Source organism: Acinetobacter sp. PW68 (genome assembly GCF_020982655.1).
Classification (GTDB): Bacteria; Pseudomonadota; Gammaproteobacteria; order Pseudomonadales; family Moraxellaceae; genus Acinetobacter; species Acinetobacter towneri_A.
This window is the reverse complement of sequence record NZ_JAHZSX010000001.1, coordinates 774,606-790,045: the sequence shown is the minus strand read 5'-3', so window position 1 is coordinate 790,045 and position 15,440 is coordinate 774,606. Positions and strand designations below refer to the sequence as shown.

Sequence of the window (15,440 nt, the reverse complement as noted above, 5' to 3'; positions counted from 1 at the left end):
CCATGAATATTCAACAAGCTTTAAATCACATTACTAAACAAATTCATCTGACTCAGCCACAAATGGAAGATGTGATGCGTGCCATCATGTCGGGCGAAGCAACTGATGCCCAAATTGGTGCGTTAATGATGGGCTTACGCTTAAAAGGCGAAAGTATTGATGAAATTACTGCTGCTGCACGTGTGATGCGTGAATTTGCCATCAAAATTGATGTCAGCGATATTCCTTATTTGGTGGATATTGTTGGTACAGGCGGAGATGGCCAAAACCTATTTAATGTGTCTACAGCATCTTCCTTTGTCATTGCTGCTGCTGGTGCAACTATTGCCAAACACGGTAACCGTGGTGTTTCCACGAAATCAGGCTCATCTGACCTATTAGAACAAGCAGGCATTAATCTTGATTTAAATATGCAACAAACTGAACGCTGTATTCGTGAAATGGGCGTAGGTTTCTTGTTTGCTCCGAATCATCACAAAGCTATGAAATATGCGGTGACTCCACGTAAAGAATTGGGGATTCGCAGTATTTTCAACCTGCTTGGCCCACTGACCAACCCTGCGGGTGTGAAGCGTTTCGTGATTGGCGTATTCAGTAATGAATTGTGCCGCCCAATTGCAGAAGTGATGAAACAGCTGGGTGCTGAGCATGTCATGGTGGTGCATTCTAAAGATGGTTTAGACGAAATTAGCCTTGCTTCGAGTACTTATGTTGCAGAACTCAAAGATGGTGAAATTACCGAATGGGAACTTACACCTGAAAGTGTTGGTATTGAATCTCAAACCTTAACTGGACTGATTGTGGAAAACTCGGCTGAAAGCTTGGCACTGATTAAAGATGCTTTAGGTAAAAACAAGTCTGACAAAGGCGAAAAAGCGGCCAATATGATTGCCCTCAATGCAGGTGCGGGTATTTATGTATCAGGCTTGACCAACAGCTACCAACAAGGTGTGGCTTTGGCACATGACATTATTTATGGCGGACAAGCCTTGGAAAAAATGGGCGTGTTGTCTGAATTTACCAAAACGCTTAAACAGTATGAAGCTTAAGACAGGTTAGGAAGAATCATCATGGTTGATATTACAAATACAATTTTAGGTAAAATTGTAGAACGTAAGCAGGAAGAATTTGCCGAGCGTCTAAAGCAACGTAGTTATGCAAACTTAGAGGAATTAGCACGTGCAGCAACACCTGTACGTGGCTTTGCACAAGCCTTGCACAGCAAACGCCCTGCTGTAATTGCCGAAATTAAAAAAGCGTCTCCATCTAAAGGCATCATTCGTGAAAATTTCAATCCTGCCGAAATTGCACAACAATATGAAGCCGCAGGTGCTGCCTGCTTATCTGTACTCACAGATATAGATTTCTTTCAGGGTGCAGATGAAAATATTCAAATTGCCCGTTCGCACTGCAGCCTACCCGCCCTGCGTAAAGACTTTTTAATTGACCCTTATGGCGTGATTGAAGCGCGTGCTTTGCATGCGGACTGTATTTTGCTCATTGTGTCTTGTTTGTCTGATCAGCAATTGCAAGAAATGTCTGAAACGGCGTTTGAACATCATTTAGATGTGTTGGTAGAAGTGCATGATGAAAGCGAACTCGAACGTGCACTAAAACTGTCTGAACGCTGCATTTTAGGGGTCAATAACCGCGATTTAAAAACCTTTCAGGTCGATTTAAATAACTCGTTGCGTTTAAAAAATCTTTTGTCACCTTCTCGCCTTTTGGTTACAGAAAGTGGGATTGCGACTCCTGAAGATGTACGCATGATGCAGGAACACGATATTCACAGTTTCTTGGTAGGCGAAAGCTTTATGAAACAAGAACGTCCAGACCTTGCCTTTCAGGCACTGTTTGGTCAGCCTGAAAATCTTTAATTCATTCAAAGTACCATGAGTAAACATGATTCCTCGCTTTCTAAAGAACAGTACAAGCTACTGAAGTCTTTTAAAAAGCAAATCACTCAGCCACATTCTGCTCCTATTGCCAAATCGTCTGAACCTAAAGTTCAGACACCTGAGCAACAGCAGGAAGATGATTTGGCGTTGTTTCATCAGCAAATGCAAGGTGTCCGAAAAATGGATGCGGGCAATATTGCTAAACTTGAAGCACCTGCCAGAAAAAAACCTGATGCACAAACACTGGCCAAACGTGCTGCAGCGATGGGGCCAATGGAAACAGATGAAACTTTGCTGTCCGATACGCAAGCCATGCTGAATCCTGTTGGTAGTCAGGCTGCATTGAGTTATCGGATTGCAACCCTGCAGCATAAAGTCTTTGAAGATTTAAAAGCAGGCAACTTACGCTGGTTTGAAGCTGTAGATTTACATGGCTGTACCGTAGAAGAAGCGCGGGTAGCGGTGTTGCAAATCATTCAAATGGCCAAAGATGAAAATCAGAACGTGATTAAAATTGTACATGGCAAAGGCCCTGAAGCCATTTTAAAAACTTATGTGAATGGTTGGCTGCGTCAGCATCGTGATGTTTTGGCTTTTGTGAGTGCGCCTGAAAAACAAGGTGGCACTGGTGCTGTTTTAGTGTTGCTCAAACGCAGCGAAAAAAAACCAAAGTTTAAACAGTAATCGGTTTCATCTTTTAAACAAGGCATTGCAATAGTTTTCTGTTACAATGCCGTCCTTGTTCAATATCAGTGTAAGTGAACACGTCTTATGTCTATGCAGCAATCCTACGCAAACATCCTAACCGCCGTTGGTGAAGATCTTAATCGTCCAGGTCTAAAAGATACGCCGATGCGTGCTGCTAAAGCTTTTTCGTATTTAACTTCGGGCTATAGCCAAACCTTAGCCGAAGTGACCAATAATGCCGTATTTCCATCCGACAATCATGAAATGGTTTTGGTGAAAAATATTGAGTTCTACTCACTGTGTGAACATCATTTATTGCCATTTTATGGTCGTGTGCATATTGCCTATTTACCTGAAGGCAAGGTTTTAGGTTTGTCTAAATTTGCTCGCATTACCGAAATGTTTGCACGTCGTTTGCAAATTCAGGAAAACCTGACTCAGCAAATTGCAGAAGCCGTGGCTGAAGTGACCAAAGCACGCGGAGTTGCTGTGGTGATTGATTCAGCCCACATGTGCATGATGATGCGTGGTGTAGGCAAACAGGAATCGACCACACGTACTGTATCTTTTGTAGGTGACTTTAAAACCGATAAAGAAGCACGTCGCGAATTTTTAAGTGCGGTGCCTGAAAGTTTTTAAATTGAGTCTTAATTCCACAATCAAACAAAAAATCCCGAAATTTATGTTCGGGATTTTTTTGATTTTAGATTAATACATCTTCATATTTAGCCCATATAAACATTATTACGACCATTATTTTTTGCAACGTATAATGCTTTATCTACAGAATCCAAGAAGCGTTGATAGTCTGGATGACCATCATATTCAAATACGCCTATACTGACGGTAAAACTAAAACTTGCACCTGTTGAGGTATTTACCGTTCTTTCAGCAATTCGTCTGCGAATATTTTCTGCAACTTTTACAGCCCGCTCTACATTGGTATCGACCTGTAACAATAAAAATTCTTCTCCACCAATACGGAAGGCATAGTCACTACCTTTGGTATATTGCAAAATTGAGTCTGCTAAAAACTGCAGTGCTTCATCCCCTGCCGCGTGTCCATAACGATCATTAATATATTTAAAATGGTCAGCATCAATTGCAAGAATGGTCAGCGGTGTTTTGTGTTTACGGGCAAAATTAATTTCACGCGCCACAATTGTACTTAAATAACGACGGTTAAGCAGTTGGGTTAAGGCATCATTGCCCGAACTGATATATTCAGACACCTGAAAAATCTGATCAATTAAGTACAAAATCTCACGATTCTTAGCACGAATCAGTTGAATCATTTCCACAACCTGAGCCTGATTTTCACAGCTTTTAATTTGTTGAATCAGCTCATCGACCTGATAAATACGTTCTGTAATCGTACCGACCTGTTCTGTATCAGAAAAAGCATAAGCCGCTTTATGAATAAACCACAAACCAAATTCAGTTTTAGATAATATAGGCTGTTGTAAATTATGATGATCTGAGACGACTTGAAACATCAACTCATTTTCCCAATCCAGCAAAGTCCCGCGTTGTCGGTCTTTTTGTACTGCAACATCTTGCATGGCAGAAAATAAGCGATAGGTATGTTTCATATCATTATGAACTTCGACCTTCATTTCATAAGATCGACACATAATTTCTGTGGCAAAACACAGAATTTGGCATAAATAATTAATTTGATTGAGATTGGTATAAGCTTCTTGCGCTAAAAAAACAAATGCTTTTTTAATAATAATACGCACACCACGAATAACCATCCATGATGGAATATGTACGCGTGCATGCACATCGCCTACTTTAAATTGTTTTTCTACAATTTCTAAATAATTTTGCTTGAATGGTACTTCAAAGCTTGAGACTAACCATTGATGCAACGAGTTCTTTAAACGATTTTGTACCATTTCAACCGAAAGGAACTCTAAGGCTTGTTCTTCTAGCATCATTTGTTTGTAGAATTCGAGTACAAATGCATCTGCATGGCGTTGAACAAACTGAAATGTAGCTTCTAAATCAGCTTGGCTATACTGCTCGCAAATTATTTTCCACTGATCTGCGAGTTCACGCATACATTCTTGATACATTCCAACCGCAATCTAGACGATCAAATTTTAACGAATTTGTAGAATAACTCAATTTATATTTATTTTTTTGTTATATAAATCAGATTTTTATAAATATTTTAAAAAAATAAACATAGCCTAAACTAGTCTTGTTCCAGTCCTGTTTATCCTGTTGTTGATATTCCCAACCCAATCGCAACACATGTTGCGGATTGAGTACATATTGCAACTGGCTAAGCAGCTTAAATTGCCATTGATGACGATCCTCCCAATAGGGTAATTCAAGCTGAACCAAACTATTCACTCGCACAGACCAAATATTTTGGCAACCCAGTTTTGGGCCCACTCCGACACGCCAACCTTTGTCTAAAGCCTTACCCGCTTGCACATGATTTTGAATTTGCGCATAACACAAATGCTCACGCGCTTGATTAGCCACGCTATAACCAAACTGTGTTTTTAAACTCAAAACACCGTGCTGTTCTGTTTCGCTAAAAGCACCATGCGAATTTAAGGCTTCTTGCTGCCAACCCAAATTAAAACCCCAACTGAGTGGTGTTTTAAATGCGGTTAATGGGTTATAAGAATTCACAGAAAGTAAATCTAACTGATTCAGTTTTAAGCGATCTTCACGATATTGCACCGAAGCTTCTAAAAAGTTGAGCTGTGTCCCTGTACGAAAACCACCTTGTGGATCAAGTAAATCATGGTAAGCCTGTCGATGACTCAACTCAAAAAATGGCTTGCCTTGAACTTCTCCAGTACGCACAGCAAAGTTACGTGCATGATGCCCCTGCACAGGATCAACCTGAGGGCGTGCTACATCCTGACGCTGCTTTTCTAAATTGATCTGACTTCTTAAACTTAAAATTTGTCTGAGTCGCGGTTGTGCAGCTTTGGCTTCAATTTTGCGCCCAATTAGTTTTAGATATAAATCATCATAGGCCATTTCTAGAATTTTAGCCTGATCACTTTGGCTATGATTTTGCAAAATTGCCGCCACATTTTCAGGTTCTGCTTCGGCTACTTGATGGGCAGTTTTTGCCAATGCTGTACCATGTTGTCTGGCTTGCGCCAATAACTGAGTTTCCAAAGCAGGACGATAGACTACATCGGCCACTAAATTTTCCTGCTCTACGGCTTTTAGTGTTTCAATTGGAATAGATGCGACTTTAAACTGCTGCTGTAAATTGAGTTCAGGGCGCACCAAATCCATTAAACCCAATAAGCGATAGGCACAGTTGTCACTAATAAAATAATACGGAAATTGCACATGCTTCATTTCCCAAATGTGCTGCACTAAAAATGTGGTTTCTTGTTCATTCAGTGCCAGTTCATATTCCCATAAATCACGGCTTTCTAAATCGCCATATTCTTTTACTTTTCGGTAATACGGCATCAGTGAGTATTCACCTGGATACTGCCCTGTAAGCCCTTTCCACGCATAAGACCAACCTTCACTACCAGTCACGGTTGCCGCATAATTGACCGCATAGGAAATTAAGTTCAATTGTTTTTGATCTTTCGGGTCTAAGCGCAACAAAGTATGCCCAAACATAGAACTTGGATTGCCCATAAAGTCTGTGGCGTAAATTAGCACCGCTTTATAAGGTTTAATTTGTCCAATCCATTCATCCAATTCAGGACATTGCACCTGCGCCAAATCTTGTTGAGGAATTTGTAATTGTTCAACCAACCAGCGACTACGTGCAGGAAATTTGCACTGCACCGATTGATTGGCAGGTACTGTTTCAAATAATGCCTGAACATTGCGAAGTAACTCTTGGTCTAAATTGCTTCCGCCTTGTTCCGACACAAAATAGCCTGCATATTGCACTTCACTTTTGCCTTGCTGCGCATACATTAAACGCTGCCAAGTCACCTGTTCTGCCAAGTATAAGTCTTTGGCTTTTTGCACATATTGCGCTGCAGATTTTGCTAATTTATTTGTATTTTGTGCTGCAGAAGTCACTGAAAGTGGCTGAATCTGTATTGGAGATGTTTCAGGAGATAATGCAAAAACCGTAGGAGATAAAAAAACTAAACTAATTAAAATAATGGATTTCATGGACATTTTATAAATTTTATATATATATTCAGGTTTAAACGTATTCTTGTGCTATAAAAAAAGCCCTGCGAATAATGCAGGGCTTTTATTCAAACTTAAACGTATGCTTTTAATACGTCATCATTTGCCATTACGTTTTGTAAAGAAGCCAGAACTTCTAAGGACGTTTGGTTTTCTGCAGAGTAGATAGAAGCAAAGTTTTGCTTAGAAACTGTAAAGAAGTGTGCTTTATCTTCAGCTTTAATGCTTAGCAATTCAGCCAATACGTTTAAGCTTTCACCTTCACCAACTGCCATATCACGTGCCAATGATTCAGCGTTTTCATTGGTAAAAGTCACGACTTGTGCAGTTACTGTACCTGTACCGCTACAACCTAAAGTACCAAATGTAATACCAAATAATTGGTTAGCAAAAATACCGTTGGTGGTTGCTGCTAAAATTTTAGCTACTTTACCAGACTGACCTGCCCAAACTTGTGAACCGATACCACAACCTGCATCACGGTCTGCAAATGCTGCTGTAGAACCCACTGCCAACACTGCAGCCAATGCTAATTTTTTCATCATAGTCGTACTCCAGAAATTTATTATCCGAAAAGTTATGCTTCGAATCATTATTATTGCTTTGTGTAACTTTTATTACACCGCTTTAAGATAGCGAGATGCGACTAAGAACGCAAAACATTTATACCAAAGTCATGCATTATTTTTGTAGCGTAAGATCATCCCTGAATTGAGTCTGTTTTCGGAGCCTCATCTTTAAGTGTCCATCGTCCTTGAGCATCACGAATACCAAGTATTTGCATGACTAAAACTAGACTCAATAGCAGCAACAAGTACCAAGACCCCAACTTGCCCCAACCCACCATGTGCCACGTATCGACCTGACTTGGATATAGCCAAATTTGATAAAAGGTACTGATATTCTCTGCCACCCAAATAATAAATGCCAATAGCAACAATATAGGTAACATTGGCAGCTGCAATTGATGCTGTTGCAATTGAAAACGGATTTTGGTTTTCCAGAAAATCAGCACACTCCACGCAAATAAGCCGTAGCGAATATCTGGAATAAAAAATTTGCTCATGAAATTAATATAAGACAAAACCGCTAAAGCCAGCATATTCGGGAAAGTTGGCAAATTCAGTAACGATACCCGATACAAACGCAAGGAACGTGCAAAAAAACTACCAACTGCTGAATACATAAAGCCTGCAAACAGCGGCACAGTCATAATTTTAAACACAGCAGGTTGCGGATATTGCCATGAAGCAATCTGTGGATGGGTCAGAAAAATTTCCATGATCATTGCCAAAATATGAAATAAAGCAATCACCTTGGCTTCAGCCCAAGATTCTAGTTTTAAATATAAAAGACAAACCTGAATGATTAAGGCATAGAATAATAAATAGTCGTAACGGAAAAATCCGAAATATTCCTGGCTACCCATTGATGCAGTGAGTGCAAATGCAATCAGCAATAAAATTCCAAATAAGGCAGCCGAAGCTGCCTTAGTCGAAAACTCAAGTCCTGACTTTAACCATGTTATCCACATGATCTGACAACCTGACCGAAGCTGAAATTACTCTGATACATCTAAAAATGATCCATCTATATCATTACGTGATTATAGATATTTGGCACTGTATTCATGAACCGTGTCGATAAATACTTTAGGACGTTCAGGATCTACCCATTGGGTAATGCCGTGACCTAAGTTGGCCACATAACCTGTTTTTTCACCATTGGCATAGGCATCATCAAGCATCGCACGTGTCGCTTTGGCAATTCCTTCAGGTGAACCATATAAAGTCGCTGGATCTAAGTTACCTTGCAATGCGGCTCGACCATTTACCGTTTGACGTGCGACATTTAACGGTGTGGTCCAGTCCAGACCAAAAGCATCTGCACCTGTTGCAATCATTGGCTCAAGCCATTGACCGCCACCTTTGGTAAATAAAATAACAGGGATTTTACGTCCATTTTTTTCACGTTGCAGACCTGACACAATTTTCTGCATATAGTTCAGTGAAAATTCATGATATTCACGATGGGCCAATGCACCGCCCCAACTGTCAAAAATTTGCACTGCCTGCGCGCCTGCATCAATTTGTGCATTTAAGTATTCGGTCACTGCATCGGCCAAACGGTCTAATAGTGCATGTAAAACTTCAGGCTGTGCGTACATCATGTTTTTGGTGAAACGGAAATCTTTACTTGAACCGCCTTCTACCATATAGGTTGCTAAGGTCCACGGACTGCCTGAAAAGCCAATTAAAGGTACTTGTCCGCCTAAAGCAGAGCGAATGGTCGATACTGCATTCATGACATAGTCTAAATCTGACTTGGCATTGAATTTAGGTAAATTGGCAACATCTTGCTCAGTACGTACGGTTTTATGAAACTTTGGCCCTTCGCCTGCCTCAAAATACAGTCCTAAACCTAAAGCATCTGGAACGGTTAAAATATCGGAAAATAAAATTGCAGCGTCTAATTCATAACGGCGCAGCGGTTGCAAGGTCACTTCACATGCAAATTCTGTATTTTTACATAGAGAAAGGAAGTCTCCTGCCTGCGAACGTGTGGCACGATATTCTGGTAAATAACGTCCTGCCTGACGCATCATCCATACGGGCGTGCAATCTACTGGCTCACGTAATAAGGCACGAAGAAAACGATCATTTTTTAAGGTCGTCATTTACTTTCCCAACTCATTTTCAATCTTGCAGCCATCATATCAAAAAGGTTGAAGTTTTAATAACTTCATTTCTGGTTGGTCTTTTTATCCTGAACTTTACGTGCAATTTCAATTTTTATTTTCGTGAAATACATCACATAAACAAAAGCATCGGTAAAAGCATCATCCTCTTGCACATTTACACAAAACAACTACTGCATCTCCTTAGTTTTTCTGTAATACTTGGCTAGTTTTTATCTATGTAAATGAATAATTCTCAAGGTTGAATTACATGTTCGTTCGCACAATACTCGCAATGAGTTTAAGTTGCATTTTTGCAGGAACTACTTTTGCTGCATCTACTGCTGAACAACCGTTAAATCCACAAGTGATCAGCAATACTGCGGTTGAAGATCCAATTGATCCTTTAGCAACAGAAGCTTCTGCAGCACAAAGCACGCTCAATGCAACCGATACTGCTATTACGCAACAAGAACAAAATGATTTAAATAAGGCATCACAAACCTTAGATGATCTACACAAAACTAAAGATACCACTGCCGATGTAGGTGCAGCACCGACCACAACCACGCCAAGCCAGCCTGTTGAAACCACAACCACTGCAGCGCCAAAAGCTTCGTGGACTTTAGACGGTCTTAATAATGCCACTTGGTATGAAAATATTGGCAAAGGTCAATTTCCAGTGTATGCGCGTGCGCATGTCATGTTGAATAATGCCCATGCTTCTCCGGGTGCAATTGATGGTACCAGTGGTAAAAATACCCTGAAAGCCATTGCATCTTTCCAGCAAATGAACGGCATTAAACCTACAGGTATTTTAACCCAAGAAACTTGGGATGCTTTGGTGGCACGTCAAGGTTCACGTCCTGCATTTGTAGAATACACAATTACTGAAGCTGACCTAAAAGGTCCGTATGCCAAGTCCATTCCACATGACTATGCAGAACAAGCCAAAATGAAAGGCTTGTACTACACCCGTGTCAGTGAAATGCTAGGTGAAAAATTCCACATGGATGAAAATTTCTTAAAGAAATTAAATCCAAATGCGACATTTAACAAAGCGGGTGAAAAGTTATTGGTGACCAATGTCCGCAATGACTTACCAGAAGACATTCACCTGATTGTGGCGCACAAAGGTGCAAAACAATTGTATTTGTTCAATAAGCAAAATCAAATGGTGGGTTCATTCCCTGCAACCATTGGTAGTGCAGATACACCATCACCAACAGGTACCTATAAAATTACGGGTGTTGCACCAAACCCTTGGTATAGCTATTCACCTAGTAACTTTATTCAGGGTAAAAACTTAAAACCACTGTCTTTACCACCTGGCCCGAATGGCCCTGTAGGTAATATCTGGATTGGTTTGAGCAAAAAATCCTTTGGTATTCATGGTACGCCAAACCCATCGACTATTTCAAAAACAGCATCACACGGTTGTATTCGTTTAACCAACTGGGATGCCAATGACTTAGGTCGTAAAGTACGTTCTGGTGTGACTGTGAAATTCCTTGAATAGTCGCACACCGTATAATCCCCCTGCTTAGGCAGCAAATGGCCCACGTTTTACGTGGGTTTTTTGATGTTTGAAAAAAGTATGCTTTTACAGATTACCACCCTAAATGTTGCAATTTTAGAACGGCATGTTGCAGAACGGCTGTAGGTTGGCAACATAAAAAAGCATAAGATGGCTTTAAGTTAAAAAAATGATAGGAGCATGATCATGAATGCTTATTTACACCGTAGCGAAGATCGTGGTCATGTAAAAATGGGTTGGTTAGACACCAAACACAGTTTCTCTTTTGGTAGCTGGTATAACCCGAAATATATGGGTGTGAGTGCTTTACGTGTCATTAACGATGACCGTATTGCAGCACACAATGGTTTTGGCACACACCCACACGACAACATGGAAATTTTGACCTGTGTTTTAAATGGTACGATTTCCCACCGTGACAGCATGGGCAATGAGCGTCATATCAGTGCAGGTGAATGGCAATTGATGAGCGCAGGTACAGGCGTTCAGCATAGCGAAATTAACAATGGTGATGAAGAAGTGCACATGTTGCAAATTTGGATTCAACCTAATGTACGCAATGCAGAACCGACTTACCAACAAATTCAGCGTGACCCAAATGCCGAACCGAACCAATGGCACCTGATTGTAGGCCCGAATGACAATGCACCAATGCATATACGCCAACAAGCAGAAGTGAAAACTGCAGTATTGCAAGCAGGAAAACAGCTAGATGTTGCAGCAACACAAGCTGTTAACTATGTGCATGTGATTCGTGGTGAAATCAGCATTGGTGAGCATACCGTAAAAGCAGGCGATGCCTTGTTATTTGCTAATGATGCCGTGATTGAAGCAACGCAAGACAGCCAATTTATTTGGTTTGATTTACCAAAACAGTAACTGCTTATTTTTGGTAGTGCCTGTAAATACTTTTGAGTTACCCTCTTGCCCTCTACTACAGAGGGCTTTTTTATGGTTATGGTTGCTGTTTTCAGTTTTTAATCATAACTTTTAGTCACAATGGTGACCTTACACTGTTGTCTGTAAATACTGTGCGACTTGCTCCGCCACATCTCGAGCTGTTCGGGAAACGCCAATTAAAGTTGCCGATGCTGCACCAGTCCAATCACCATAACCGACCAACCACAAATTTTGCTGTTGTAGTGCTCGATTTTCTAACACATCGACTGTGCCGTGTGCATTGACCACACCCAAACTTTGCAAATGTGACACTGCTGCCTTAAAACCTGTACACCAAATAATGGCATCAATGTCCTGTTCACTTCCATCTGCCCAAACTGCAGTATGTTCAGTTAAATAGTCAAATGGCGGTAGGCCATGCAATACATTGCGTTGCCGTGCATCTTTGACACTTGGAATCATCACAATATCACCCAAACTGCCAATCGGTTGTTCAATGCTGCGACCTTCTTGCTGGGCTTTTAAGCGTTCCGTGGCACGTAAAAATAAAACCCGTCCATCTACATCATCGGCTAAAAAACTTGGGGGTTGCTGTGTAACCCAAAAGGTTTCAGCCACTTTAGACACTTCTGCCAAAATTTGTGCGCCAGAGTTACCACCACCGACAATCATCACTTTTTTGCCCTGAAAAGCTTCAGCATTGCGGTAATGGGTCGAATGAATTTGTGTACCTAAAAATCGTTCGCATCCTGTATAAGCAGGAATAAAAGGCTGACTCCACGTTCCAGTGGCGCTCACAACGGCTTTGGCACGCCAGCTTTACTGTGCCGAACAAACAATTAAATCATTGCCTTCAGTTAGGACTTTTTCGACCTGCACAGGACGCAACACAGAAAATTGATAGCGTGTTTCATACGCTGTTAAATAGTCAATCACTTCTAATCGTTTCGGATATTCCTGTTCAGTTTTTGGCATTAACCAACCGGACAAAGAACTCCATGTATTGGGAGAGAATAGCTGCAAAGAATCCCACGCATGTTGCCACGCACCGCCCGACTGCTCTTGATTATCCAAGATCAGAAAATTGATTTTTTGCCGTTTTAAAAAGTAAGCCGTGGCTAATCCTGCTTGTCCGCCACCAATAATAATTACATCGGCATCCATGGTTTGATTCAAAATGGCTCTCCTGCTCGCAATACGCAGCCTGTTGCTATGTTTGATTCTAACCTTGTATGAATAAAGTCTATGGACAATTCATCTATAAACTTTAATCGAATGGTTTATTCTATTTTTGATCTTAGCGTACAAATACAGTGCATGAGGAATTAAAAATTCAATCCATCGAACTCAACTTATGCAAGCACGTAATTAGAAGCAAGCAATCTTGGAAAATGATGCTGCAAAAAAGCCAAGTCCTTCAACTTGGCTTTGTTTTGTAAGATAGCTTGATGTGCAAAACTGTAGAATCAAGTTCAGGTGTTAAAACGCCCTGCCGATGAGCTAATTCAGTTCATGTCGCCCGAACCGATGGAACAGGAACTCATTGCACTGCAAGCCGAATTGTATGAACTAAAAAAGTCGATTTATACCACCAGTCAAAATGACTACAGTATGTTCAGCTCAGTCGGGCAATCAGCAGCTTATCAACGGGTTTGTGACTTACTCAAAAAACCGGCAGGTGCCAAAGTTTCCATTTTGCTGCAAGGTGAAACAGGTGTCGGGAAAAAAGCCATTGCTCGTGGTGTGCATGAACTCAGTCAACGTAAAAAACATGCTTTTGTCGCGGTCAACTGTGCAGCTATTTCACCTGAACTGATTGAATCTGAGCTATTTGGTGTCGAAAGGAGCGTTTACAGGTGCACATCAATCACGCTTAGGTAAATTTGAACGCACCCATGGCGGTACTATTTTTAGATGAAGTGATTGAACTTTCACCACGCGCCCAAGCGGCTTTGCTGCGTGTGCTACAAGAAGGTGAAGTGGAACGTGTCGGAGATTCACAAACCCGTCATATTGATGTTCGCGTGATTGCTGCAACCAATGAAGATTTAGAACAAGCGGTTAAAGCTGGGCGTTTCCGTACCGATTTATACTACCGTTTAAATATTTTTCCTGTGCAAATTCCACCACTGCATGAACGCCGTGAAGATTTAGCGTTTTGGTTGCACATTTCTTAATACGCTTTGAAAAAATGTATGACAAACAGATTCATGGCATCAGTGAAAAAGCCACTGATTTTATGCAAAGCTATGCTTGGCCTGGCAATATTCGTGAACTGGAAAACCTGTTGGAACGTGCAGTACTGCTGACGTAAGATCAACAACTGAATTACCAACTCAATGTTTGTGTACCTAGACGGAAAATTGCGTCACCCATGGCATCTGGATTGGCAAATTTGAGACCTTTCATTAAGTCACCTTCAGCAACACTGTACTGATCCATACACATTTTGCAGATATAGACATCACCACCTTTGGCGATAATACTTTTCAGCATGTTTTGATGCTCTGCATATTTATGTTCAAAACGGTTAGATGCCAACATTACGCCTTGATCGACCAAATAAATCGTCAATGGATGACCTTTGCCAAATTGGTTATTGCTCATGCCAATAACCATTTTGGTGCGGTGTGCATCACTGCTAGTAAGCAAGACAAAAAGTGGATCTTTTTTGCTCTCTGCCATTGCTGGATATAGACTGGCAAAGTTCAGCAAGACCGATAAACATAACAACTGAATCTATTTCATAGCAGAACTCATACTCAATTTAAATTTGGTCAAAATATTAGCATAATAAATATGCCATATTTAAATAATAAATTAAGACAATAGTCAGTATGCAATAAAGCCAAGCACCAAAACTTTTGCAAAAATTAAAATTGATCACTGTAAAATGACCTCAGCACTAACAATCACAATTCTATACGTCCAAAAAAACAAAGCGCCACCGGAAACGGCAGCGCCAAGCATGTATATAAGAGCAATCTTTTCTATTAGAAATGCAGGATTAAGCCGCTAAATTTTTCTTAAGCTCATCTTCAACAATACCAATTTCCAACTCACTGAAACGACGGATTTCCCCTTCTGCGTGTTTTTCTAACATACCGCCAATCAATGGCACCTTAACCTTAATTGTCCAGTTTAATTGAATATCAATTTTTTCATGATTGCCCGTCACACTACGCTCACCTTTGGCTTCTAAAGGCAAGTTTGCACCAAGCTCCACTGTTGAAGTTAGGTCAGTTAAATGGGTCACATCATTTCGTTTTAAACGAAATGCATCTTTTAATAATTTTTTAGCCATATCTGGAATATTCACATCCAAATTATAGGCACGGCGTAAAATATAAATATCCCCGTTCTTTTTAGATTCTAAAATTTCCAAATTTTCACCAGGAATACGTTTGCAAACTGCTTCATGCAAAGCAACATCTGCCACTAAACGCTTAAATTCGTCAATTGAAACGCCATGAATCGTCGCGTTCACAGTAAATTGATGTGCCATTTGAGTTCCTTTTATGTTGTTTTTGATGGAGTAGGTCTAGCATCATCGTGCAATATAATTTAGCTGATGCCCAACAGGTATAAGTTG

The 15,440-nt window shown here is 40.6% G+C and carries 14 protein-coding genes and 2 pseudogenes; 7 read left to right on the top strand and 9 right to left on the bottom strand.

From position 1 onward, the window contains the following. The first annotated feature begins 2 nt into the window (after positions 1 to 2). The 4 genes from trpD to folE all read left to right on the top strand — a co-directional run bounded on the left by trpD (position 3) and on the right by folE (position 3,224). Positions 3 to 1,049: an anthranilate phosphoribosyltransferase gene (gene trpD / locus K1T76_RS03695; RefSeq protein ID WP_168417737.1), complete on the top strand. Its 1,047-nt coding sequence runs from the start codon at positions 3 to 5 to the stop codon at positions 1,047 to 1,049. Between the two features lie 21 nt (positions 1,050 to 1,070). Further along, complete coding sequence (gene trpC / locus K1T76_RS03690; protein WP_230244103.1) at positions 1,071 to 1,877, top strand: indole-3-glycerol phosphate synthase TrpC; 807 nt, start codon at positions 1,071 to 1,073, stop codon at positions 1,875 to 1,877. A 15-nt stretch (positions 1,878 to 1,892) separates the two neighbouring features. Further along, entirely contained in the window at positions 1,893 to 2,582 is a 690-nt protein-coding gene (locus K1T76_RS03685; protein ID WP_230244102.1) for a Smr/MutS family protein, read from the top strand. A 93-nt stretch (positions 2,583 to 2,675) separates the two neighbouring features. Then, on the top strand, positions 2,676 to 3,224 hold the full coding sequence (gene folE / locus K1T76_RS03680; RefSeq protein WP_230245612.1) for a GTP cyclohydrolase I FolE: 549 nt from the start codon (positions 2,676 to 2,678) through the stop codon (positions 3,222 to 3,224). Between the two features lie 86 nt (positions 3,225 to 3,310). On the opposite strand, the gene K1T76_RS03675 is transcribed toward folE, so the two are convergent. The 6 genes from K1T76_RS03675 to K1T76_RS14925 all read right to left on the bottom strand — a co-directional run bounded on the left by K1T76_RS03675 (position 3,311) and on the right by K1T76_RS14925 (position 9,602). Further along, positions 3,311 to 4,666, bottom strand: a complete 1,356-nt coding sequence (locus tag K1T76_RS03675; RefSeq protein ID WP_230244101.1) for a diguanylate cyclase — start codon at positions 4,664 to 4,666, stop codon at positions 3,311 to 3,313. Between the two features lie 79 nt (positions 4,667 to 4,745). Next, entirely contained in the window at positions 4,746 to 6,713 is a 1,968-nt protein-coding gene (locus tag K1T76_RS03670; RefSeq protein WP_230244100.1) for an Lnb N-terminal periplasmic domain-containing protein, read from the bottom strand. A 95-nt stretch (positions 6,714 to 6,808) separates the two neighbouring features. After that, a complete protein-coding gene (locus tag K1T76_RS03665; protein WP_168417733.1) occupies positions 6,809 to 7,279 on the bottom strand; it encodes a DUF3015 family protein in 471 nt (156 codons plus the stop codon). Between the two features lie 155 nt (positions 7,280 to 7,434). Further along, positions 7,435 to 8,268 carry a DUF817 family protein gene (locus tag K1T76_RS03660; RefSeq protein WP_230244099.1) on the bottom strand — a complete coding sequence of 278 codons (834 nt, stop codon included), beginning with the start codon at positions 8,266 to 8,268 and terminating at the stop codon, positions 7,435 to 7,437. A gap of 72 nt (positions 8,269 to 8,340) precedes the next feature. After that, complete coding sequence (hemE, locus tag K1T76_RS03655) at positions 8,341 to 9,411, bottom strand: uroporphyrinogen decarboxylase (protein WP_230244098.1); 1,071 nt, start codon at positions 9,409 to 9,411, stop codon at positions 8,341 to 8,343. 65 nt (positions 9,412 to 9,476) lie between these two features. Further along, positions 9,477 to 9,602 (bottom strand): hypothetical protein, encoded by a 126-nt coding sequence (locus K1T76_RS14925; RefSeq protein WP_268259882.1) that lies wholly within the window; start codon positions 9,600 to 9,602, stop codon positions 9,477 to 9,479. An 80-nt stretch (positions 9,603 to 9,682) separates the two neighbouring features. On the opposite strand from K1T76_RS14925, the gene K1T76_RS03650 reads away from it, so the two are divergent. Together K1T76_RS03650 and K1T76_RS03645 are read left to right on the top strand one after the other, a co-directional pair. Beyond that, positions 9,683 to 10,930, top strand: a complete 1,248-nt coding sequence (locus K1T76_RS03650) for a L,D-transpeptidase family protein (RefSeq protein ID WP_230244097.1) — start codon at positions 9,683 to 9,685, stop codon at positions 10,928 to 10,930. A gap of 204 nt (positions 10,931 to 11,134) precedes the next feature. After that, positions 11,135 to 11,827, top strand: a complete 693-nt coding sequence (locus K1T76_RS03645; RefSeq protein ID WP_230244096.1) for a pirin family protein — start codon at positions 11,135 to 11,137, stop codon at positions 11,825 to 11,827. A gap of 129 nt (positions 11,828 to 11,956) precedes the next feature. Here the strand turns inward: K1T76_RS03645 and K1T76_RS03640 are convergent. Continuing rightward, positions 11,957 to 13,012, bottom strand: a pseudogene (locus tag K1T76_RS03640) (ArsO family NAD(P)H-dependent flavin-containing monooxygenase). A gap of 327 nt (positions 13,013 to 13,339) precedes the next feature. Between K1T76_RS03640 and K1T76_RS15090 the strand changes: the two are divergent. Next, a pseudogene (locus K1T76_RS15090) lies at positions 13,340 to 14,159 on the top strand (sigma 54-interacting transcriptional regulator); the annotation flags it as partial. A 17-nt stretch (positions 14,160 to 14,176) separates the two neighbouring features. Here K1T76_RS15090 and K1T76_RS03630 read toward each other — a convergent pair. Together K1T76_RS03630 and K1T76_RS03625 are read right to left on the bottom strand one after the other, a co-directional pair. After that, positions 14,177 to 14,581: a DsrE family protein gene (locus K1T76_RS03630; protein WP_230244095.1), complete on the bottom strand. Its 405-nt coding sequence runs from the start codon at positions 14,579 to 14,581 to the stop codon at positions 14,177 to 14,179. A gap of 274 nt (positions 14,582 to 14,855) precedes the next feature. Continuing rightward, positions 14,856 to 15,353 carry a DUF2505 family protein gene (locus K1T76_RS03625; protein WP_230244094.1) on the bottom strand — a complete coding sequence of 166 codons (498 nt, stop codon included), beginning with the start codon at positions 15,351 to 15,353 and terminating at the stop codon, positions 14,856 to 14,858. Between the last annotated feature and the right edge of the window lie 87 nt (positions 15,354 to 15,440).